Below are 19,813 nucleotides of genomic sequence, written 5' to 3' on the forward strand. Positions count from 1 at the left end.
TCACTAAAGCGTGCGGGCGTTACGATGTCAACGTCGTCGACGAGGACCACGGTGCCCCGACCGGGCGCCCGAGACGGGGTGTAGCGCAGCAGATGACGAAACCGCAGCTGGACCGGGGGGTCGGGAGGCCGAGCCGCCGCGAGCGTGTGCGCGAGGCCACAATGGCGGAGATCAAGGGGATCGCCCGCCGCCATCTGGTCGAGCAGGGGGCCGCGGGGGTGTCCCTGCGCGCCATCGCGCGGGAGATGGGCATGACCGCACCGGGGCTGTACCGCTACGTCTCGGGGATCGACTCGCTGCTGGTGCTGATCACCGCGGACATGTTCCAGGAGCTGGGCGACGCGGTGGCCGCGGCCGACGCGAGCGTGCCCGCCGAGGACACCGACCTGCGTATCCTCACCTCGCTGCGTGCCTTCCGGGCCTGGGCGGTCGGGCACCGGGCCGAGTTCGCCACGATGTTCGGTCCGCGCGTACGCCTGATCCCCAAGGAGGACATCGCACTCGCGATGGACACCAGTCGGCGCTTCGGCGCCACCTTCTACGCCCTCTTCGACCGCTTGCTGCTGGAGGAGCGGTTCGCGCTGCCCGACGGGGACCGCATCACCCCGGAGCTGGCCCGCGAGCTGCGCTCCTTCGCCGACACCTGCGGCTTCTCGGCCCCGCACATCCCGGTGGAGGCGGTCATGGTGCTCAGCACGTGCTGGGTACGCCTGTACGGGGTGGTGTGCATGGAGGTGTTCGAGCACCTCGACTTCGTGATGCGCGACATGGAACCGCTCTTCGAGTCCGAGCTCCAGAACATGCTGACGGGCCTGGGGGTTCGTTACCGGCCGCCGGAGAGCGGCACCCCCACGTCCGTGGGTACGTCCGGTTAAGCCTCATACTGGAGTTCTGCGACTCTTGCCGGATTCGCCCCCCAGGCGGAGACGACACCCCGGCACGCTGCGGCACGATAGCGAGGACTGAACCCCGTGGAGAACCCATCCGGCGGTGAGCGGCCCGGAGGCGAGACCCCCAGACCCGAGCGGTTCGGTACCGGAGGCGCCGACGGTGGCCCCGGCACCGAGGAGGACGCCGGACGCGGAGCGGACGGACGGGAACCCGGCGAGGCGGAGCAGGGGCGGGACGGAGCCGCCCGCACGCCCGCTCCCCCGCGCCCCGGACCGGCCGAGGACGCCTCCGGCCCGGTGGTCCCGCACCCGGAGTGGACGGGCAACCCCGTCCAGCACGCCGCTTCCCCCTCCCCCGGACCGGGCTCGGGTGCAGGCACGGGCGCCCTGCCGTACCGCCCCGTTCCCCCCTCCCCGGGGCTGGCACAGGCCGGTGCGCCGTACCGCCCCGTCCTCCCCGCCGCCCTCTACGGCCACCCCGTCCACCCGGGCGCCGGGTACGGCCCGCCCGCTACGGGCCCCGCCCCCGCGCCGCACCCCTGGCGGGCACCGGGCGCCCACACGCACCCCCACCCCTTCGCCCTCCCCCCCGGCGGACACCCCGCCGCCCACCCGGGGACCGCCTGGCAGCCGACCGCGCCGTCCTGGCCGCAGCCGCCGGAGCGGCCCTCGCGCCGCGGCGGTGCGAGCGTCCTGCTCGGTTCGGCGAGCGCGGCCGTGATCGCCCTCGTGGCGCTGGGCGCGAGCATCCTCATCGTCGCCACCACCCCCCAGGAGGAGCCCCAGCCCACCGGCGTCGACCTGTCCTCCCACTACGACGACCGCCTCAGGGCGCGGCCCAACCAGGTGGAGGTCGACGTCGTCGGCCACCCCCTCTACGACGTCGCCATGCCCGAGCCGGTCGACTGCGACGTCCCCGAGTTGGACATGGACTCCGACGAGTCCTGGGAGGAGTTCGCGGCCGTCTCCGGGAACTGCCTGAACACGCTGTGGGCGCCGGTGTTCGAGGACCTGGGCCTGTCCGTGGAGCTGCCCGAGTTCGCCGTCACCCGGACCTCGCCCGACCCCCCGGACGCCAGCCCGGAGGACGGGTACACGCTCGCCTACTACGAGAGCGACCTGAGCCGCATCACCGTCGTGCTGCCCAACGTGCGCCACCTGGGCGCCCTGCTCCCCCCGAGCGAGCGCGAGGAGGTCTGGCTCGCCCTGATGGGACACGAGTACGGCCACCACGTGCAGTACGCCACCGGCATCCTGGGCGTCGCGCACGGCATGACCTGGAAGGCCGAGAACGAGCAGGCCGAGCTGGAGGCGCTGCGCCGCACCGAGCTCCAGGCCGAGTGCATGGCCGGGGTTGGCCTGCGCGGGATCACCGGCGCCGACGAGGGGGCCCTGCGCACGGCCAACGAGCACTTCAACGGCGGCGGCGACCTCGACACGCACGGCACCGCCGGCAACCGGGCGCTCTGGCTGGAGCGGGGCTGGTCGCAGGAGACCGTGGAGGGCTGCAACACCTACGGCGCCGCCACCGACCAGGTCGCCTGAGCCTGCCCCGCGGGCGCGGGGCGGGGGTCAGCCGCCGACGACCCTGCGGTAGGCCTCCCAGCCGTGGAGCTTGACCCGTTCGCCCCGGTCCAGCTCCACGGCCTGGTCGGCCTCGGCGGTGTCGATGCGCAGCCAGTCCTCGTAGTCGCTGTGGGCCACCCCGCGCTCGTCCAGCACGGTCTCCAGCGGGACCAGTTCCGGGGCCGCCCCGCGCAGCGCCCCCGCGTCCTCCAGCAGGGCGCGCACGGTCGCGGCGGCGTCGGACTTGTTGGTGCCGATCACCCCGGTGGCGCCCCGTTTGATCCAACCGGCCACGTAGTCGCCGGGGACCGCGCCGCCGTCGGCGTCCAGGACGCGCCCGCCCTCCTGGGGCACGGTGCGCCCTTTCGCGTCGAAGGGCACCCCGGGCAGCGCGACGCCCGCGTACCCCACCGAGCGCAGCACCATCCCGGCGGGCAGGTCGGTGGTCCGGCCGGTCCCGGTCAGACGTCCGTCGGCGTCCAGGCGGGTCTCCTCCACCCGCACACCGCTCACGCGGCCCTCCTCCCGGCCGAGGACCTCCACGGGCCGGGCCCAGAAGTGCAGCCGCACGGTGCGCCCGCGCCCGCGTGACCCGCGGGAGGCGTGCTCGGCCAGGAGCCGCAGGTTGGTGCGGGCGGCCCGGGCGACGTCGCGCAGCTCGGGGGCGCCGGCGCCCACGGCGGTGGGGTCGATGTCGACCTGTTCGGGGCACACGACGACGTCGGCGCCGGGCAGCGCGAGCAGGTCGCGCAGCTCGGGCGCGGTGAACTTGGCCTGGAGGGGGCCGCGCCGCGACAGCAGGTGGACGGTGCGCACACGGCTGGCGGCGAGCACGTCCAGGACCGGCTGGGGGATGTCGGTGTGGCGGAGCTCGTCGGCGGTCTTGGCGAGGATGCGCACCACGTCCAGGGCGACGTTGCCCGCCCCGACAACGACGACCTCCTCGGCGTCGAGCACGAACCGCTCCAGGGCGGTGTCGGGGTGCCCGCAGTACCAGTTGACGAAGTCGGTGGCGGCGACGCTGCCGGGCAGGTCCTCCCCCGGCACGTCCATGCGGCGGTCGACGCTGGCGCCGGTGGCGTAGACGACGGCGTGGTGGGTGCGGGCCAGGTCGGCGCGGGTGAGGTCGGTGCCGAACTCGACCCCGCCGACGAAGCGCACGTCGGGGTGTTCCAGAACCCGGCGCAGCGCCCGGGCCACACCCTTGATCTTGGTGTGGTCGGGGGCCACCCCGTAGCGCACCAGCCCGTAGGGCGTGGGCAGGCGGTCCATGACGTCGACCCGCACGGGCACGCGCCGCTGCCGCGTCAGGGCGTCGGCAGCGTAGACGCCCGCCGGGCCGGAGCCGATCACGGCCACCCGGAGCGGTGCGGCGGTGCTGTGCTGCTCAGGTTCGGAGGAGCTCATGTGCCCATTCTGGCAGCCCGGGGGCGTCCCCCGGGCTGCCTGGGACGCGTGCGCTCAGGCGGTCTCGTCGGCCAGTTCGCCGGCGGACTTGGCGCCGTCGGTGTGCCGGGAGACCGTCTCGGTGAGACTGCGGGACAGCTCCTGGGGGGTCAGGCCCTGCTCGCGCAGGATGTCGTCGCGCTTGGCGTGGTCCAGGAACTCCTGCGCGATGCCGAACGTGCGCACCGGCACGTCCACGTCGTGGTCGCGCAGCAGGCGGGCCACGGCGTCGCCGACCGCGCCGGTGCGGCCGTTGTCCTCGATGACCGCGACGACGCTGTGCTCGGCGGCCTCGGCGACCAGGGCCTCGTCCAGCGGCTTGACCCACAGGGGGTCGACGACGGTGACGCCCAGCCCCTGGGCGGCCATCCGGTCGGCGACCTCGCAGGCGACCTGGGCCATGGTGCCCACGCCCACGATGAGCAGGTCCTTGGAGTTGCCGCCGTCGGCGGCGCGGCGGAGCAGGTCCATGGAGCCGACCTTGCCCACGGCGTCCAACTGCTCGGCGACCGCGCCCTTGGGGTAGCGCACGACGGTGGGCGCGTCCTCGACCGCGACGGCCTCGCGCACCAGGGCGCGCAGGCGCTCGGCGTCACGGGGCGCGGCCAGGCGCAGGCCCGGGACCACCTGGAGGATGGACATGTCCCACATGCCGTTGTGGCTGGCGCCGTCGTTGCCGGTGATCCCGGCGCGGTCCAGGCAGAAGGTGACGCCCTGGCGGTGCAGGGCGGCGTCCATGAGCACCTGGTCGAAACAGCGGTTGAGGAAGGTGGCGTAGACGGCCACGACCGGGTGCAGGCCGTTCATGGCCATGCCGGTGGCCGCGGTGGCGGCGTGCTGCTCGGCGATGCCCACGTCGAAGGTGCGCTCGGGGTAGGCCTCGGCGAACTTGTTGAGGCCGGTGGGGTGGAGCATGGCGGCGGTGATGGCCACCACGTCGGGGCGCTCGGCGCCGATCTCCACCATGGTGTCGGCGAAGACCGAGGTCCACTTGACGGCCTTGGGGCCGGGCTTGGCCTGGCCGGTGGCCACGTCGAAGGGGCCGGGGGCGTGGAACTGGTCCTCGTCGTGGTTCTCGGCCGGGGCGTAGCCCTTGCCCTTCTGGGTGATGCAGTGGACGATCGCCGGGCCGCCGAAGTCGCGGGCGCGGCGCAGCGCCTTCTCCAGGGCCTGCTCGTCGTGGCCGTCGATGGGACCGAGGTACTTCAGGCCCAGGTCCTCGAACATCATCTGCGGCTGGATGGCGTCCTTGAGGCCCTTCTTGATGCCGTGCAGCGCCTCGTAGAGGGGCTGGCCGACCACGGGCGTGCGGTTGAGGGTGGTCTTGGCCAGGTCCAGGGCCTGCTCGTAGCCGGGGGCCATGCGCAGGGAGGCGAGGTGGTCGGCCAGACCGCCCATGGTGGGCGAGTAGGAGCGGCCGTTGTCGTTGACCACGATGACCAGGCGCCGGTCCCGGCGCTCGGCGATGTTGTTGAGCGCCTCCCAGGCCATGCCGCCGGTGAGGGCGCCGTCGCCGATGACGGCGACCACGGTGCGGTCCCTGCGGCCCCGCACCTCGTTGGCCTTGGCCATGCCGTCGGCGTAGGACAGCGCGGTGGAGGCGTGGGAGTTCTCGACGAAGTCGTGCTCGGACTCGGCGCGGGAGGGGTACCCGGACAGGCCGCCCTCGGACTTGAGGTTGGTGAAGTCGTGGCGGCCGGTGAGCACCTTGTGCGCGTAGGCCTGGTGCCCGGTGTCGAAGATGATGGGGTCCTTCGGGGATTCGAAGACCCGGTGCAGCGCGATGGTCAGCTCGACGACGCCGAGGCTGGGGCCCAGGTGCCCGCCGGTCTGGGAGCAGGAGTCGACCAGGAAGTCCCGGATCTCCTGTGCCAGCGCAGGGAGCTGGTCGGCCGGAAGCCTCTTGAGCGCTTCCGGATTGTGTATCGACTCGAACAGTGCCACTGTCTCGTCAGTCCCCTCGTCCCGCGTGTCCGTTGAGTTTGCCGTTCCGTGCCCCTGACGTGGGCCGGGCCTGGCTACCGGCAGGTATGCATACCCGAGTTTATGGGCGTACGTCCACGGGTCCTACCCAACCCCGCGCGGGAGCGGCCCATGGAACGCCTACGCCGTCCGGTTACCGGGTTTTCGCGTACATTACCCGGCCCCCGGCGCGGTGTCCGCGAGTCATCCCAGGAAGGCCCGGGCGAGCAGTCCCAGCGCGGAGGCCGCCACGACCGCCAGCAGGGCCGCGCGCAGCCGCCCGGCGTCGACGCGGCGGCGCAGCGCGGTCCCGGCGAAGAAGCCCGCGACCACGAAGGGGACCGCGCAGGCCCCGACCGCGGCGGTCCGGGCGTCCATCTGGCCGCCCAGGGCCAGGGCCGCCAGCGAGACCGCGCCGCCCAGGAGGAAGAACGCGGCCAGGGTGGCGCGGACCCGGGCGGGCTCCTCGTACTGGTAGAGCAGCGCCATGGGCGGGCCGCCGATCGTGGTGGCGGTGCCGGTGAGGCCGGACAGGGTCCCGGCCGCCACGAGCGAGACGGGGGTGATGCGCACCCGCAGGGACCAGAGCGAGAGGGCGACGGCCACCAGCACCATCGCCCCGACCGCGCCCGCAAGCGCGCGGGGCTCCAGGGCGGCCACCACCCACACGCCCAGGGCGGTTCCGGGCAGGCGCGCGGGCAGCCCCCATGCGAGGCCGCGCCAGTCCACGTGCCGCCACTCCTGGAGGAGCGTGAGTCCGGGCAGGGCGATCACGGCGACCAGGAGCGCACCCGGCACGAGGGTGGGGTCCAGGAAGGACAGGACGGGCGCGGCGACCAGCCCGAGGCCGAGGCCGACGGTGCTCTGCACCGCGGCCCCGACGAAGACGGCGACCACCGCGGCGGCGACGAACGCCGCCACGTCGGTGGGGGCGAGCAGGCCGTGGCCGCTGGGGGCCAGGAAGGATGCGGCGGAGAGTTCTACGGGCACGGCGTGCGACGCTACATCCCCACCGTCCCGACCGGGTTCAGGAGGTAGGGAGATGGGACGACCGCGCGGGTTCGGCGCGCCGGACGCCGTCCACGTAGGCCAGGGCCCGTTCGGGGTGCAGGAACCACCCGATGAGGTCGCCGGGGTCGCTGAAGCAGTTGGCGAAGCGGTCGGCCGTCTCCTGGTGGCGCGCGGCGAGGCGGTACAGCTCCTCCAGATGCGGCGGGGCGGTGAGCAGGACCCCGCTCCACGCGGTCACCTGGCCGGCCAGGCGCTCGTACTCCCAGGGCGCCTCGCGGTACAGCACGTCCAGCAAGCCCGCGAGGACCTCCTCGCCGGAGGCGTCGGGGGGAAGCCGCCGGTCCAGGGGGCCGCCGGGCACCGCCTCGACCATGACGGCAAGGCACGGCGGACGCGCCCCGTGGCGCGGCTCGGTGGTCTTCACCGCGAAGCTAGCAGCGCCCCCGGGAGGCCGTTCAGCACCCTCGGTTCCGGGGCCCTCGCCCCGCGCGCGGGAACACCGGAGGAGGGGTCGGCACGAGGGCCCGGCCCGGCGCCTGGGGCGCCGGACCGGGCGGGAGGGGGCGGGGACGGCGGGGAGTGGGCGCCGTCCGCCGCCCGGGGATGGCTCGCGCGGCCGTGCCGGGTCAGGCGCCTCCCCTGGCGTGGGTCTTGCGTCCCCGGCGGGAGACGGAGTCCAGGATGACCGCGATCAGCAGGACGGCGGCGGTGATCATGAACCGGACCGAGGTGTCCATCTGGAGCAGCAGCAGGCCGGAGGTGATCGCGCCCAGGACCAGGCCGCCCAGCAGGGCGGAGTAGGCGTTGCCGCGCCCGCCGAAGAGGCTGGTGCCGCCGATGACCGCGGCGGCGATGGCCATCATCAGCTCCTCGCCGCCGCCGGTGGCCACGCTCGCCGCGAAGTTGCGCGAGGTCAGCATGATCCCGCCCAGGGCGGCCAGGGCGGAGGCGATCCCGAACACCGAGATGCGGATCATGTCCACGTTGATGCCGGCGCGGCGCGCCGCCTCGGCGTTGCCGCCGACGGCGTAGACCATGCGGCCGTAGCGGGTCTTGCGCAGGACCAGGTCGAGCACGACCACGAAGCCCACGAAGATCAGGAAGGCCAGCGGCACGCCCTTGTACTGGTTGAGCACCCACACGGCGACCAGGATCGGCACGAACAGCAGGGCCGCCCGGAAGAGGATCTCGGTCCAGGGCTTGTAGGGCAGGTTGGCCTGGCGCCTGCGCCGCTCCACCGCCGCCACGGAGACCACGTACAGGACGACGGCCAGGACGGCGAGCGCCCAGCCCACCACCGGGACGAAGAAGGTCTGCGTCAGCAGCGAGATCGGCCCGCTCGGGCTGGTGTTGATGGTGCCGTCGGCGCCCATCAGGTACAGGTGCAGGCCCTGCCAGCCCAGCAGTCCGGCGAGGGTGACCACGAAGGCCGGTACCCCGAGTTTGGCGAAGACGACGCCGTGGAGCAGGCCCACCACGAGGCCGACGGCCAGGGCCGCGCCGATCGCGATCCACTCCGAGACGCCCTGTTTGACGGCCAGCACGCCCAGGACCGCGGCGGCCAGTCCGGCGACCGAGCCGATGGACAGGTCGATCTCGCCGAGCAGCAGGACCATGATGACGCCGGTGGTCATCAGGCCGATGGCGGCGATCTGCACGGTCAGGTTGGACAGGTTCTGCGGCGACAGGAACCGGTCGTTGGCCGACTGGAAGACGACGGCGATGAGGATCAGGCCGACGACCACGGGGATCGGGCCCAGTTCGCCGCCGCGCAGGTTGCGGCGCAGGGCGTCGAGCCAGCCCTTGGGCGAGGCCGCCGTGGTCAGCAGGCGCGGGTCGCGCTTGGACTCGGCGGAGCCGCCCGCACCCGTGGCGGGCGCCTTGGAGACGGGGGTCTGCTGGGTCATCACTTGTCCTCCGTGGCCAGGGCCGAGGCGCCGGTGCGCTCGGAGCGGCGGCTGACCGGGTTGTCGGCGGCACCGGTGATGGCGGCCACGATCTCCTCGTAGCTGGTCTCGGCGACGGGGAAGTTCCCGGCGTTGCGGCCCAGGCGCAGGACCACGGCGCGGTCGGCCACCGCGCGTACGTCGGCCATGTTGTGGCTGATCAGCAGCACCCCCAGGCCCTGGTCGCGCAGGCGCTCGATGAGGTCGAGGACCTGGGCGGTCTGCGCGACGCCCAGGGCGGCGGTGGGCTCGTCGAGCATCACCACGCGCGGCTTGCCCAGCAGGGAGCGGGCGATGGCGATGATCTGGCGCTGGCCGCCGGAGAGGGAGGCCACCGGGACGCGCAGGCTGGGGATGCGCACGGACAGAGAGTCCAGCAGCTCCATGGCCCGGCCCTCCATCTCGACCTCGTCGAGGGTGCCCGGGAAGTGCAGTTTCTCGTTGCCCAGGAAGAGGTTGCCGACGATGTCCAGGTTGTCGCACAGGGCGAGGTCCTGGTAGATGGTGGCGATCCCCAGGCGCTGGGCGTCGGAGGGGGCGTTGATGCTGACCGGCTTGCCGTCCCAGGTGATGGCACCGCCGCTGTCGGCGGGGTGCGCTCCGGAGATGACCTTGACCAGCGTGGACTTGCCGGCGCCGTTGTCACCGAGCAGGGCGACGACCTCGCCCTCGCCGACGTGGAAGTCGACGTCGCTCAGGGCCCGGACGGCACCGAAGGTCTTGGAGATCCCGGACAGTTCCAGGACTGGTGTGCTCATGCGTTCGCTTCTCTTCTCTCGCCCTGGCCGGGGACGGCGGGGCGGCGGGGCGCCCCGCCGTTCCGGGCCCGGAACGTCCGCACCGGCTCTACAGGGCTTCCTGGCAGAAGTCCGTGTCGGCGTAGTCGTCGGTGCAGATCTCCTCGATGCTGTAGATCCCGTCCGAGACGACCGTGTCGCCGACGTTCTCCGCGGTGACCGCGATCGGCTCCAGCAGGACGGCGGGGACGGTCTCGCCGCCTCCGTCCTCGACCTCGGTGAGCGTGTGCTCGCCGAGCTCGGGGTCCTCGCCGGTGGCCAGGCCGACGGCCATGGCGGCGGCCACCTGGGCCTCGGGCTTGATCGCCTTGTAGACGGTCATGTACTGCTCACCGGCGATGATGCGCTGGATGCCCGCGAGCTCGGCGTCCTGGCCGGTCACCGGGGGCAGGTCCTCCACGCTCACGCCCGCGCTGCGCAGGGCGGAGATGACGCCGGAGGCGATGCCGTCGTTGGCGGCGTAGACGCCGGTGATCTCGTCCAGGCCCAGGGAGGTGATGGCGCCCTCCATCTGGGCGTTGGCCTCGTCCGGCGACCACTCGGGGGTGTCGAACTCCTGGCCGATCTCGATCTGGTCCTCCAGGACCCCCATGGCCCCGGCCTTGAAGCTGGCGGCGTTGGGGTCGGTGGGCGAGCCGTGCATGACGACGATCGAGCCGTCACCGGTGGTGCCCTCCTCCTCCAGGGCCTCCAGCAGCGACTCGGCCTGGACCTGGCCGACGCGGTTGTTGTCGAAGGAGACGTACATGTCCGCTCCGCCCTCGGCGAGGCGGTCGTAGGCGATCACGGGCACGCCCTGGGACTTGGCCTCGTTGACCGTCCCGGCCGCGGCCGCGGCGTCCACCGGGTCGAGGACGAGCACGTCCACACCGTCGGTCAGCATGGCCTGGGCCTGGGTCTGCTGCTCGCTCACGGACTGGTCCGCGTTGGCGTAGGAGATCTCGCAGTTGGGGCACAGCTCGCCCATCGCCTCCTCGAAGAAGGGGCGGTCGAAGGCCTCGTAGCGAGCCGTGTGGAGGTCGGGCAGGAGCAGTCCGACGTGGAAGCCCTCCTCCACGGTGTGGGTCTCCTGCTCGGCCTCGCCGCCGGTGGTCGTGAGCGAGCCACAACCGGAGACGAGGAGGGCGAGAGCGGCTCCCGCGGCGGCGAAGCCGGCGGACGTGTACCGCGGTGTGAAGCGTCGTGCGTTCAACGCTGGGTACCTCTCATGACGGGGGATACGGGTGGTGGAACTCGCGAGTGGTGGAGTGAAGTCAAACCCCGCCGCCACCTTGCCGTCAACTCCTGAACACATAACTGAAACATCACGGGCCTTGCGTTCAGAGCGTGAAATCACGGAAAACCCAGGCCAGAGCGGGGTTCTGGACGTGTGAGCTCACGTGAAGGAGTTTCGGTTTTTACCGAGCGGCGGCCCGTTCCGGCACTGACCTCGGTGTTCGCCGCCTCGTCAGCCTACGTGCGGACTCCGTTCAGCGAAGGACCCGCCCGCCGTCCGACCTGCTGCGGGCCGCTCCGGGGGCCCGCGCTCCCCCGTCACGTGAACGCGGCGCGATCGCGCGGCACCTCCGCGTCACCGGTGGTACGGGAAACCGGGTTTCGGACTGTTCAATTCGCCTGTTGGGCGGCCATGCGCAGCGCCCCGTACAGCGAGGCGTCCCTGCCCAGCGCGCTCGGCACCAGTTCGAGCCGCTCCAGGGCGCTGCTCAGCGAACCCAGCTCCATCGACCGGCGCATCGGGTCCAGCAGCAGGTCACCGGCCCGCGCCAGGTCCCCGCCCACGATGACCCGGTCCGGGTTGAACAGGTTGGCCACGATCGCGGTGCCCTGGCCCAGCGCGGTGCCCGCCTCGGCGATGATGCGGCGGCTGCCGGGGTCGCCCTCCAGCGCCGCGGCCACCATGTCCGGGATGCGGACGGGGTCGGGGCCGCGGGCCACGTCGGTGTTCTGCGGCAGCATGTCCAGCAGGTAGCCCGCGCCGACGAAGGTCTCCAGGCAGCCCCGGTTGCCGCAGCGGCACACGTGCCCGCGTGGGTCCAGCGCGATGTGCCCGATCTCCCCGGCCGTGCCGCCCGCGCCGCGGAAGAGCCGGCCCGACATCATGATGCCCGCGCCCACGCCGTCGTTGATGACCAGGTGGACCACGTGCTCGGCGCCCACGCCCGCTCCCCGGTGCTGTTCGGCCAGGACCGCGAGGTTGGCGTCGTTCTCGGCCAGCACCTCCAGGCCCAGCCGCTCGGTCAGCGCCTTGGCGGGGCGAAAACCCGCCCAGCGGGTCAGGCAGGAGATGCCGCCGACCTCGCCGGTGCCGGGGTCGATCGGCCCCGGGATGGAGGCCACCACCGAGGACACGGTGCCCCGGTCGACCCGGCTGCGCAGCAGGATGGTCTCGGCCAGCCAGGCGGCGCGGCGCACCCCGCGCTCGGCGTCGGAGGCCACGTCGTAGCCGATCTCCTCGCGGGCCAGCATGTTGCCGTCGCTGTCGCCCACCGCGACGCGGACGCTGTCGGCGCTGAAGTCCACGGCCACGACCGCGCCGGGCTGGCGCACGAGGGTGATCGCCTTGGCCCGGCGGCCGTTGGAGGAGGTGTCGCGCACCAGGACCGTCCCGGCGGCGCGCAGGCCGCGGACGATGTTGGAGACGCTGGCCGCGGACAGGCCGGTGGCGCGGGCCAGCTCCGCCTGGGTGCGGGTGCCCTCGCTGCGCAGCACGTCCACGACCCGCCGCTCGTTGGCCCGGCGCAGGGCCGACTGTGATCCCGGTGTCGCGGCGGCCTCGGTCACCAGGTGCCCCTCTCCCTGCTTTCGTGGCCGCGTTTCGGCGCTGTTGCGAGGAATGCTACAAGCAATGAACGCAAGCTGGAACTTCACATCCGCCGCGTTAGGGTCCGAAGGTGAGCAGAGCACGCATCAGCACCGCCGGGTCCGGGTGGGCCGACCTCCTGGCCGGGGCGGTGCCGCCGTCGGCCCGTGCCCCGGGCCGGACGCGCGCCGTGGCGGTCGAGGGCCGCTCGGGCGCGGGCAAGAGCACGGTGGCCGACGCGCTGCGCGCGGCCCTGGTCCGGCGGGGCGAGGCCGCCGCCGTGCTGACCATGGAGGACCTCTATCCGGGCTGGCGGGGCCTGGAGGAGGGCTCGGAGCTGCTGCGCGAGCGGGTCCTGGCCCCGCTCGCGCGCGGGGAGCGGGCGGCCTGGCGGCGCTACGACTGGGAGCGGGGGGCGTTCGCGCGGGAGTGGACGGAGCTGCCCGGCGGCGTGGCGGCGGGCGGGGTCCTCGTGGTGGAGGGCGGCGGCTCCGGGGCCGCCGCCGTGCGCGGCCTGCTGGACCTGCTGGTGTGGGTGGAGGCTCCCGACGACGAGCGCGCGCGGCGGTTGGACGGCCGGTGGGACGCGTCCGTCTACGCGCCGCACCGGCGGACGTGGGAGGAGCAGGAGGAGGCGTTCCACCGGCGCGACCGCCCCCGGGAGCACGCCGACGTGGTGGTCGCCAACCCCGCCCGGTGACCGGCGCCGGGCCGGTCAACCGGCGACCGCGCGGCCGTCCTCCCGGCGGATGCCGGCGAAGGCGCCGACGAGGCGGGCCACGACCGTGGTCAGGAACAGCGTGCCCACGACGCCCTCGGCCGCGGACAGCGAGCGCGCCCACGCCGAGACCGGCACGACGTCGCCGTAGCCCGTGGTGGCCAGCGTGACGTAGGAGAAGTAGACGAACTGCTGCCAGGTGACCCGGCCCCCGGGGTGCGCGGAGTCGGCGAAGCTCCCGGGCCACAGGCTCTCCAGGGCGCCGAACACCGTGGTGAACAGGCCGCCGAGCAGCAGGTAGACGCATACCGCCGCCAGGACGATCTCCAGCTCGTGGGTCCGGCTCCGGCGGTAGACGAACCGCAGCAGGGAGTACATGAGCGCGAGCTGGAAGGCCGCCCCCGCCGCGAACATCGACACCAGCGCAGCGCCGCGCCCGTGGCGGCGGTGGGGGCGATCCGGTCGTGCGCCCCGCGCACCAGCACGACGCCGGAAAGCACCACTCCCACGTAGGCGACCAGGTAGAGCCCCGTCCAGACGGGGCCGTGGAGGGTGACCGGGTATCCGAACTGGAGCAGGACCACGAACCCCAGGAACGCACCCAGGCGCACGGGACGCCCCGGACCGCCTCCTGCTCTGCGCACGGTCCCCACTCTGGCACGGCCGCTCCGCCGGGCGGCGGAGGCCGCGCCGGACCCGGGCGCGGTCCGCGCGGCGCGGGTCAGCCCCGCCCGCAGATCTCCCTGGCCCTGCGCAGGTCGCCCTGGATGCGGGCGACACCCGACGTCAGCTGCGGCAGCTGCGCCGCCGCGCCGTTGAGCTCCTGGGAGCGCTGGTTGCGCCGGGCCACGCCGCCGGAGACGACCCGCACGGTCACCTCCAGGGCGATCGCCCCGACCAGGCCGAGCAGGCCCACCGACATGAGCAGGCCCGCGGGCCCCTCCACCCCGTTGCCCGTCGCCAGCCCGGCGAGCAGAGCGGCGGGGATGGCGAAGATGGCGAACCGGCAGATCCGCAGGCCCAGGAGCAGGCGCTCCTGGAGCCTGACCCCGCGGCGCAGGTCGGCGTGGTCGGTGCTGACCTTGTTGTGCCGGGTCTCCCAGCTCCGGCGCTGCTCGGCCAGCGACCGCATGGTCGACAGGGCGCCGTAGACCACGGCCGCGTACCCGGCGCTGACGGGCACCGGCGCGCTCTCGACGCGGCTCCACAGGATCGACACCCACTCCCCCAGGCCCGTGTCCCCGCCGTCGCCGGGGGGCACCAGGCGCTCGGGGCGCAGCAGGAAGGCCAGGATGAGGGCGGCGCTCACGTTGACGCGGGCCGCGCGCCAGCCCTCCAGCTCGCCGGTGAGCTGTTCCTGGAAGGCGTTGGCGGCCCGCTCGGCCTCGTCGAGGTGGTCGGCGAGCCGCATGAGGTCGGCGGAGTCGGCGCCGTGATGGGCGCCCATGGTCCTGAGCACGCCCGGGCGGGCCATCAGGACCATCTCGTTGGCCTTGGGCGCGCCGGTGAGCAGGGGGCGCGGGTCGTCGAACATCTCGCCCAGTTCGGCCACGGTGGCGCCCCGGCCGCGGAAGATCGGCGGCAGGTCGGGGCGCAGCTGCGAGACGAACGAGGCCAGCGCCAGGTTGGCGTCGTTGTTGACGTGCCCCCGGAACAGGGACCGGTCCACCACGGTGTCGCCGAGGTCGTCGACGAGCCAGGCGCCCAGGGCCGCCCGTTCGGCCGGGTCACTGAAGACCTGGACGGCCGCGCTCCAGTTCTGCTGCATGGCCTCGGCCAGGTCGCCCGGGTCGGTGAAGCGGATGCCGTGGAAGTGGTACGGGGGCACGCCCGTCCGGTGGAGCGGGGTGTGGGGGCCGCTCACCGCACCCGTCTCGAACGCCCGGGAGTAGGACGGCGGGGTGTGGGGGCCGCTGGCCGTACCCGCTCCGGACGCCGGGGGGTGGGGCGGCGGGGTCGTGGAGTACGGCGGCGCGGACGGCGGCGCGGACGGCGGCGCCAGACCGGCCGAGGCGGCGCCCGACGCCGTCTGTGTGTAGGCGCGGGTCGCGTCCGCCCTCGGGGCGTCGCCGGGGGCGACCCGGGTGGGGTCCACCGGGGCCGGAGGGGCCACGCGCGCGGCGTGGGCCCGCGGGTGCTCGCCGGGGGCGACCCGGGTGGGGCCGCTCTCCCACGGGGTGCGCGCGTCGGCCGGGGGCAGGACCCGGGTGCCGCCGCCCGTCGCCGGGCGCGCGGCCGTGCCTTCGGCGGGCGCGGAGATCAGCAGGTTGAGCAGCGTGGTGGCGTCGGGGCGGCGGTCGGGGTCCTTGTCCAGGCAGGAGCGGACGATCCCGGCCAGAGGTTCGGTGAGGGGGCCGAGGTCGGGCTCGCCGCCCAGGATGCGGGCGATGCGGGAGGCCTGGGTCGGTCCGGGGAAGGCCTCGTGACCGGTGGCGGCGTAGACCATCACCGACCCCCAGGAGAAGATGTCCACCGCCGAGGTCAGCCGCATGCCCTCCAACTGCTCGGGCGCCATGTACCCGATCGTGCCCACCACACCGCTGGCGGTGACCGAGGTGGTCTCGACCGCGCGGGCGATGCCGAAGTCGATCACGCGCGGCCCGTCCGCGGCCAGCATGATGTTGTCGGGTTTGAGGTCGCGGTGCACGACCCCGGCCGCGTGGATCGCGGCCAGCGCGGTGGCCGTGGAGACGGCCAGGCGGTGCAACTCGACGCCGCTGCGCGGGCCCTCGGCGGCCACGGCCCGCTGAAGCGTGGGGCCGTCGATGAACTCGGTGGCGATCCACGGCTCGGCGGCCCCGGGGTCGGCGTCCAGGATCGGGGCGATGCAGAAGCCGCTCACCCGGCGGGCCTGCTCGACCTCGGTGCTGAAGCGGCGGCGCATCTCCGGATCCCCCGCCCAGCTGGCGTGCAGGATCTTGACCGCGGCGCGACCGCCGTCGGGGTCCTCCCCGAGGAAGACCTCGCCGAAGCCGCCGCGCCCCAGCGACCGCACCAGCCGGTAGTTCCCCGCCGTACGGCCGGAGGGCTGCCCCGCCCCGCCGTCACCCTTCTGGACGTGCTGGTCCTCCACCAGGCCACCCCGTATCCGTCGTCATCGCTTCCCCCGGCGGACCCATGACGGGCCCGTGGGAACTATAGCCACGTTTCGGTCGGCCCGGACCCGGGGACATGGGCGGGCACCGAACTGCCGTTCTCCGGAGTCGGATGCGGTACCCGAGCGAAACGTTCTCTCCCCGTGCCCGTCCGAATACCTTTCCGCGTCACGTCCGGATCGTCAGCGGGTCCGCCCCCGGGGCCGGTGGTCGCCGCGCTGGACGCGCTGGACGAGGTCGTCGGTGAGCGTGCCGTAGCCGGTGGCGGCCCACACGCTCTCCTCGGCGGGCACCTCGTAGTAGGGCACCTGCGCCCCCTCGTGCTCGGCGGGCAGGACCACGGGACGCGCCCGGTTGCGGACGGCCCTGGCGCAGTCGGCGCACAGCGGGACGCGGATGGTGCGCGTGCCGCCGAACTCCCGCCAGGGTGTCACCTTGGTGTTCGTGCCGTGCAGCGGGTTGGCGTAGCAGTGGCGGCGCCGGACGGCGGAGCGCGAGCCCTTGGCCGCGTTCTCCAGCGCGTCCTCGGCGATGTCGAGCAGTACGAGCACGCCCACGGCGTCAGGCAGGGCGGCGCCCTCCGCGGCCATCCGGTCGTGGACCGCCGCGGCGGCGGAGCGGGCGTCCAGGGCGCGCTGGAGGCTCTGGCCCGACCTGGTGCCGGTCCCCGGGTCCGCGTCCACGCGGCTCAGGCGTTCGCCCACTTCGATGAGGTCGCGCTCGCCCTGTTCGACCAGCGAGTCCAGCTGGGCGCGGTCGGCGTTGTCGAAGGCCGCGTGCTGGGTGATCGAGACCGCCCTGCGCCTGCCCCGGCGCGCGGTGAGGCGGTTGCGCACGAGGAGCGCCAGCACGAGCGCGAGCAGGACCGCGACCACCGACCCGACCGCGACCAGCGGTCCCGACCCCGTGTCCGAGGCCGGCTGAGACCCCGTGCCGGCCTCCTGGTCGGAATTCGCTTCCGGGTCGGTGGTCCGGGGATTGGCCTCCTCATAGGCCTGGAGGGCCGCCTCGTAGGCCGCGCGGGGGTCGTCGGACAGCGCGGCCTCCACGGCCGCGTCGGCCTGCTGGAGCATGGAGCCGTCGAAGTCCGTGGCGTAGGAGCCGGTCAGGGCCCCGTAGTGGGCGGGGGCCGCCTCCTGGGCGCCGGGGCCGAAGTCCGTCCCGTGGTACCCCGACACCTCGTCGTAGGCCAGGTAGTGCCCCTCGCCGCCTCCCCTGCGGTCGTGCACGACCGACACGAGCGTGGCCGGGTCCCCGCCCCAGGAGTCGCCGCCCGTCAGGGGCACCGCGATCACGTACAGGTCCAGGCCGGAGGACTCGATGGCCCCGGCGACGCGCTCCTGGTCCTCGGCCGGGAAGGCGGACTCGTAGGCGGGGTCGACGTAGACCGGCGACTCCTCCAGCGCGTCGGCGACCACCTGGGTGCGGTCCTGTGCGTCCAGGTCCCGGGCCAGGGCGGCGTTCGCGGGGCACAGGAGCAGCACGGCGCAGGACGCGGCCAGCACCCGCGCCGCGTACCGGGCCGGCGGGGAATCAGCGGGCATCGATCTCCTCCAGGAGCCTCTTGGCCATACGGGCGGGGTCCTTGGCCCCGAAGCGGTACTGGACCCACGCGCGTTCGTTCATCGACAGGTGGTCCCGCCGCGTCCCCGCGCCGTCGCGCACGCGCAGCACGGCCGCCGTGCGCTGCTGTTCGGTCAGGTCGGCGCACTTCCGGCACACCGGGAACAGGCCCCGCCGATCCCGTGGACCGGCGCGTTTGAACGCCTCGGCGGGGCCGTGCAGGGGGTTGAGCATGCACGGGGAGGTCTCGGCGGAGCCGGGGTCCTCCACGGCGGCGTGCGCCCTGCGGGAGACGACCGCCACGCCGACCAGGTCGAGGTCGTCGGGGTGGGCGTCCATGACCATCAGCGCCGCCTCGACGGGGGGCATCATCGAGACCGGGAGGCGCCCGGCCCGGTCGGAGGAGACCAGGGCGGCCAGCCGCGCGCGTTCGCGCTCGGCCGTGCGGCGCAGGGCGCGCGGGGAGGGCTGGCTCCGGCGCCGCCCGAGCACACCCCTTACCAGGGCCGCCGTTCCCAGCACCGCGCCCAGCAGGATCCCGCCGACGATGGGGCCCAGGAACAGCACCCCGGCCCAGAAGTCCTCCCAGAAGCGCGCCGACCGCGGTTCGGGAACGGTCGTGGAGGTCTCGGGGGGCAGCGGGTCAGCCGCCTGAGGGTCGCGCGGAGCCTCCTCGACCGCCTCCAGCAGCTGGGAGAGCTCCTGCGCCGGGGTTACGGCCGTGCCCTCGTCCAGCGCCCGGTTCAGGTGGTAGGTCTCCAGGTCGGCGCCGAAGGCGAGCACGGTCGTCTCGTGCGTCCCGTCATAGGGGTCCTGGGTGATGACCGCGTAGACGCCGTCCTCGCCCAGGACGTGGTGCAGCGCGTGCGCGAACCGGGCCGGTTCGCCCTCGCTCTCGTCGGTGTCGGCCATCGGCAGGAGGACCGCGTACACCGGGACGGAGGAGCGCTCCGCGCGCTCGGCGACGTCAGCGAGCCCTTCGCGGGACAGCTGGCTCAGGGGGTCCACGTAGAGGGAGCCGTCGCCGAGCCCGTCCGCCACCCGTTCCACGCGCACGGTGGAGGGCACGTAGGGCGGCTGCGACCGGACCCGCTCCAGGGCGTCGGGGCGTTCGTTCGCGTCCAGGGGCACGCTGTCCAGGTAGTACAGGGCACCGGCCACACCGGCGGCGGGCAGGGCCAGCCCGAACACCGCGGCGACGGTGACCGCGGCCGCCGTACCGCCGCCCCTGCGGAGCCTCCACCCCATGTGGAAGAGGGACAGCGTGAGCAGCGCACCGGTCGCGGTGCTGACCAGGAAGCCGAGGTTGCTCGGCCCGACCGACGTCGTCGGGTCCAGGTCGCCCAGGAACTCCTCCCAGGCCGTGGGTTCGCGGTAGGCGTCCTGCTCGGCGGAGTGCTCCTGCCGGAGCCGGTCGGCCGTGGCCTGCGCGTCCGGGTCGGCCAGGGCCGCCGCGAAGGCGTCGGCGACCTCGTCGAGCGGGTCGCCGTAGTAGTCCAGCCCGGGGGCGTAGCGCACCGCGTCGGCGGCGGCGTCCACCGGCAGGTCCACGCCCTCCGCCCGGGCCAGGGGAACGCCCTCGTGCTGGAGGAGGACGTAGAGGCCGTCCTCGCCGACCCGGTCGGCCAGGGCGGGCAGCATGTCCCCTCCCCACTGCGGTTCCGTGCCGGGGAAGGGGCTGGCGACGACGTGGTAGGGCACGCCCAGGGCGCCGAAGGATTCGTGGAGGTCGGCCTCCAGCTCCTCCGGGTCGTAGCGGCCGGCCAGGGCGTCGTCCACGACCACGGCCGCGCCCTCGGGCTGCTCGGCGAGCAGGGCGGCGTAGTGCTCCGCGGGGGTCACGCGCTCCTCGCGGGTCCCGGCCTCGGGCTGCGCCGAGGCGGGGGCGGCGCCGAGGACCGGGAGGAGGATCAGCAGCGCCGGGAGGACGACGGCCGACATGAGCCGGAGGAGGGGGCTGGTGGGGCCGGGCATGCGGTGAGCATAGCGGAGGTTTACGGACATCAGCCGGGGTGGGAC

Annotated in this window: 15 protein-coding genes; 3 read left to right on the forward strand and 12 right to left on the reverse strand. The window is 74.0% G+C overall.

The genetic code is table 11. The annotated features are described in order from the left end of the window. Nucleotides 1-92: 92 nt before the first annotated feature. A complete protein-coding gene (locus AC0VX6_RS18260; protein WP_274973887.1) occupies nucleotides 93-875 on the forward strand; it encodes a TetR/AcrR family transcriptional regulator in 783 nt (260 codons plus the stop codon). A 96-nt stretch (nucleotides 876-971) separates the two neighbouring features. Further along, nucleotides 972-2,435: a neutral zinc metallopeptidase gene (locus tag AC0VX6_RS18265; RefSeq protein WP_475465377.1), complete on the forward strand. Its 1,464-nt coding sequence runs from the start codon at nucleotides 972-974 to the stop codon at nucleotides 2,433-2,435. Between the two features lie 27 nt (nucleotides 2,436-2,462). On the opposite strand, the gene AC0VX6_RS18270 is transcribed toward AC0VX6_RS18265, so the two are convergent. The 8 genes from AC0VX6_RS18270 to AC0VX6_RS18305 all read right to left on the reverse strand — a co-directional run bounded on the left by AC0VX6_RS18270 (nucleotide 2,463) and on the right by AC0VX6_RS18305 (nucleotide 12,399). Next, nucleotides 2,463-3,863 carry an FAD-dependent oxidoreductase gene (locus AC0VX6_RS18270; protein WP_475465379.1) on the reverse strand — a complete coding sequence of 467 codons (1,401 nt, stop codon included), beginning with the start codon at nucleotides 3,861-3,863 and terminating at the stop codon, nucleotides 2,463-2,465. Between the two features lie 54 nt (nucleotides 3,864-3,917). Continuing rightward, nucleotides 3,918-5,846, reverse strand: a complete 1,929-nt coding sequence (gene dxs / locus AC0VX6_RS18275) for a 1-deoxy-D-xylulose-5-phosphate synthase (protein WP_274973890.1) — start codon at nucleotides 5,844-5,846, stop codon at nucleotides 3,918-3,920. Nucleotides 5,847-6,068: 222 nt separating this feature from the next. Then, nucleotides 6,069-6,854, reverse strand: a complete 786-nt coding sequence (locus AC0VX6_RS18280) for a TSUP family transporter (RefSeq protein WP_416026503.1) — start codon at nucleotides 6,852-6,854, stop codon at nucleotides 6,069-6,071. A gap of 37 nt (nucleotides 6,855-6,891) precedes the next feature. Further along, entirely contained in the window at nucleotides 6,892-7,299 is a 408-nt protein-coding gene (locus tag AC0VX6_RS18285) for a styrene monooxygenase/indole monooxygenase family protein (RefSeq protein ID WP_475465380.1), read from the reverse strand. Between the two features lie 202 nt (nucleotides 7,300-7,501). Beyond that, complete coding sequence (locus tag AC0VX6_RS18290) at nucleotides 7,502-8,782, reverse strand: sugar ABC transporter permease (RefSeq protein WP_274973892.1); 1,281 nt, start codon at nucleotides 8,780-8,782, stop codon at nucleotides 7,502-7,504. Beyond that, nucleotides 8,782-9,579, reverse strand: a complete 798-nt coding sequence (locus tag AC0VX6_RS18295) for an ATP-binding cassette domain-containing protein (RefSeq protein ID WP_061083475.1) — start codon at nucleotides 9,577-9,579, stop codon at nucleotides 8,782-8,784. Before AC0VX6_RS18295 ends, AC0VX6_RS18290 begins: the two co-directional genes overlap by 1 nt. Before the next feature lie 88 nt (nucleotides 9,580-9,667). Further along, the gene (locus AC0VX6_RS18300) at nucleotides 9,668-10,810 is read right to left on the reverse strand and encodes an ABC transporter substrate-binding protein (RefSeq protein ID WP_475465382.1); all 1,143 of its coding nucleotides are present in this window, start codon (nucleotides 10,808-10,810) and stop codon (nucleotides 9,668-9,670) included. A gap of 413 nt (nucleotides 10,811-11,223) precedes the next feature. Further along, nucleotides 11,224-12,399, reverse strand: a complete 1,176-nt coding sequence (locus AC0VX6_RS18305) for an ROK family transcriptional regulator (protein WP_274973894.1) — start codon at nucleotides 12,397-12,399, stop codon at nucleotides 11,224-11,226. 110 nt (nucleotides 12,400-12,509) lie between these two features. Here AC0VX6_RS18305 and AC0VX6_RS18310 point away from each other — a divergent pair, with 110 nt between their 5' ends. Continuing rightward, the gene (locus AC0VX6_RS18310) at nucleotides 12,510-13,118 is read left to right on the forward strand and encodes a uridine kinase family protein (RefSeq protein ID WP_475465383.1); all 609 of its coding nucleotides are present in this window, start codon (nucleotides 12,510-12,512) and stop codon (nucleotides 13,116-13,118) included. 15 nt (nucleotides 13,119-13,133) lie between these two features. Here the strand turns inward: AC0VX6_RS18310 and AC0VX6_RS18315 are convergent, their stop codons facing one another. The 4 genes from AC0VX6_RS18315 to AC0VX6_RS18330 form a co-directional block, all read right to left on the reverse strand. Then, complete coding sequence (locus tag AC0VX6_RS18315) at nucleotides 13,134-13,550, reverse strand: potassium channel family protein (RefSeq protein ID WP_475469394.1); 417 nt, start codon at nucleotides 13,548-13,550, stop codon at nucleotides 13,134-13,136. 307 nt (nucleotides 13,551-13,857) lie between these two features. Continuing rightward, nucleotides 13,858-16,209: a serine/threonine protein kinase gene (locus AC0VX6_RS18320; RefSeq protein WP_274973897.1), complete on the reverse strand. Its 2,352-nt coding sequence runs from the start codon at nucleotides 16,207-16,209 to the stop codon at nucleotides 13,858-13,860. 204 nt (nucleotides 16,210-16,413) lie between these two features. Next, nucleotides 16,414-17,775, reverse strand: a complete 1,362-nt coding sequence (locus tag AC0VX6_RS18325) for a hypothetical protein (RefSeq protein WP_274973898.1) — start codon at nucleotides 17,773-17,775, stop codon at nucleotides 16,414-16,416. After that, on the reverse strand, nucleotides 17,765-19,768 hold the full coding sequence (locus AC0VX6_RS18330; protein ID WP_274973899.1) for a hypothetical protein: 2,004 nt from the start codon (nucleotides 19,766-19,768) through the stop codon (nucleotides 17,765-17,767). The genes AC0VX6_RS18325 and AC0VX6_RS18330 overlap by 11 nt, the downstream gene beginning before the upstream one ends. Nucleotides 19,769-19,813: the final 45 nt, after the last annotated feature.

The organism is Nocardiopsis sp. iso_25 (genome assembly GCF_056173305.1).

Coding starts and splice junctions, on each gene's coding strand:
- AC0VX6_RS18260 (WP_274973887.1), top strand. CDS start 93: ATGACGAAACCGCAGCTGGACCGGGGGGTCGGGAGGCCGAGCCGCCGC.
- AC0VX6_RS18270 (WP_475465379.1), bottom strand. CDS start 3,863: ATGAGCTCCTCCGAACCTGAGCAGCACAGCACCGCCGCACCGCTCCGG.
- AC0VX6_RS18290 (WP_274973892.1), bottom strand. CDS start 8,782: ATGACCCAGCAGACCCCCGTCTCCAAGGCGCCCGCCACGGGTGCGGGC.
- AC0VX6_RS18295 (WP_061083475.1), bottom strand. CDS start 9,579: ATGAGCACACCAGTCCTGGAACTGTCCGGGATCTCCAAGACCTTCGGT.
- AC0VX6_RS18315 (WP_475469394.1), bottom strand. CDS start 13,550: ATGTTCGCGGCGGGGGCGGCCTTCCAGCTCGCGCTCATGTACTCCCTG.
- AC0VX6_RS18325 (WP_274973898.1), bottom strand. CDS start 17,775: ATGCCCGCTGATTCCCCGCCGGCCCGGTACGCGGCGCGGGTGCTGGCC.
- AC0VX6_RS18330 (WP_274973899.1), bottom strand. CDS start 19,768: ATGCCCGGCCCCACCAGCCCCCTCCTCCGGCTCATGTCGGCCGTCGTC.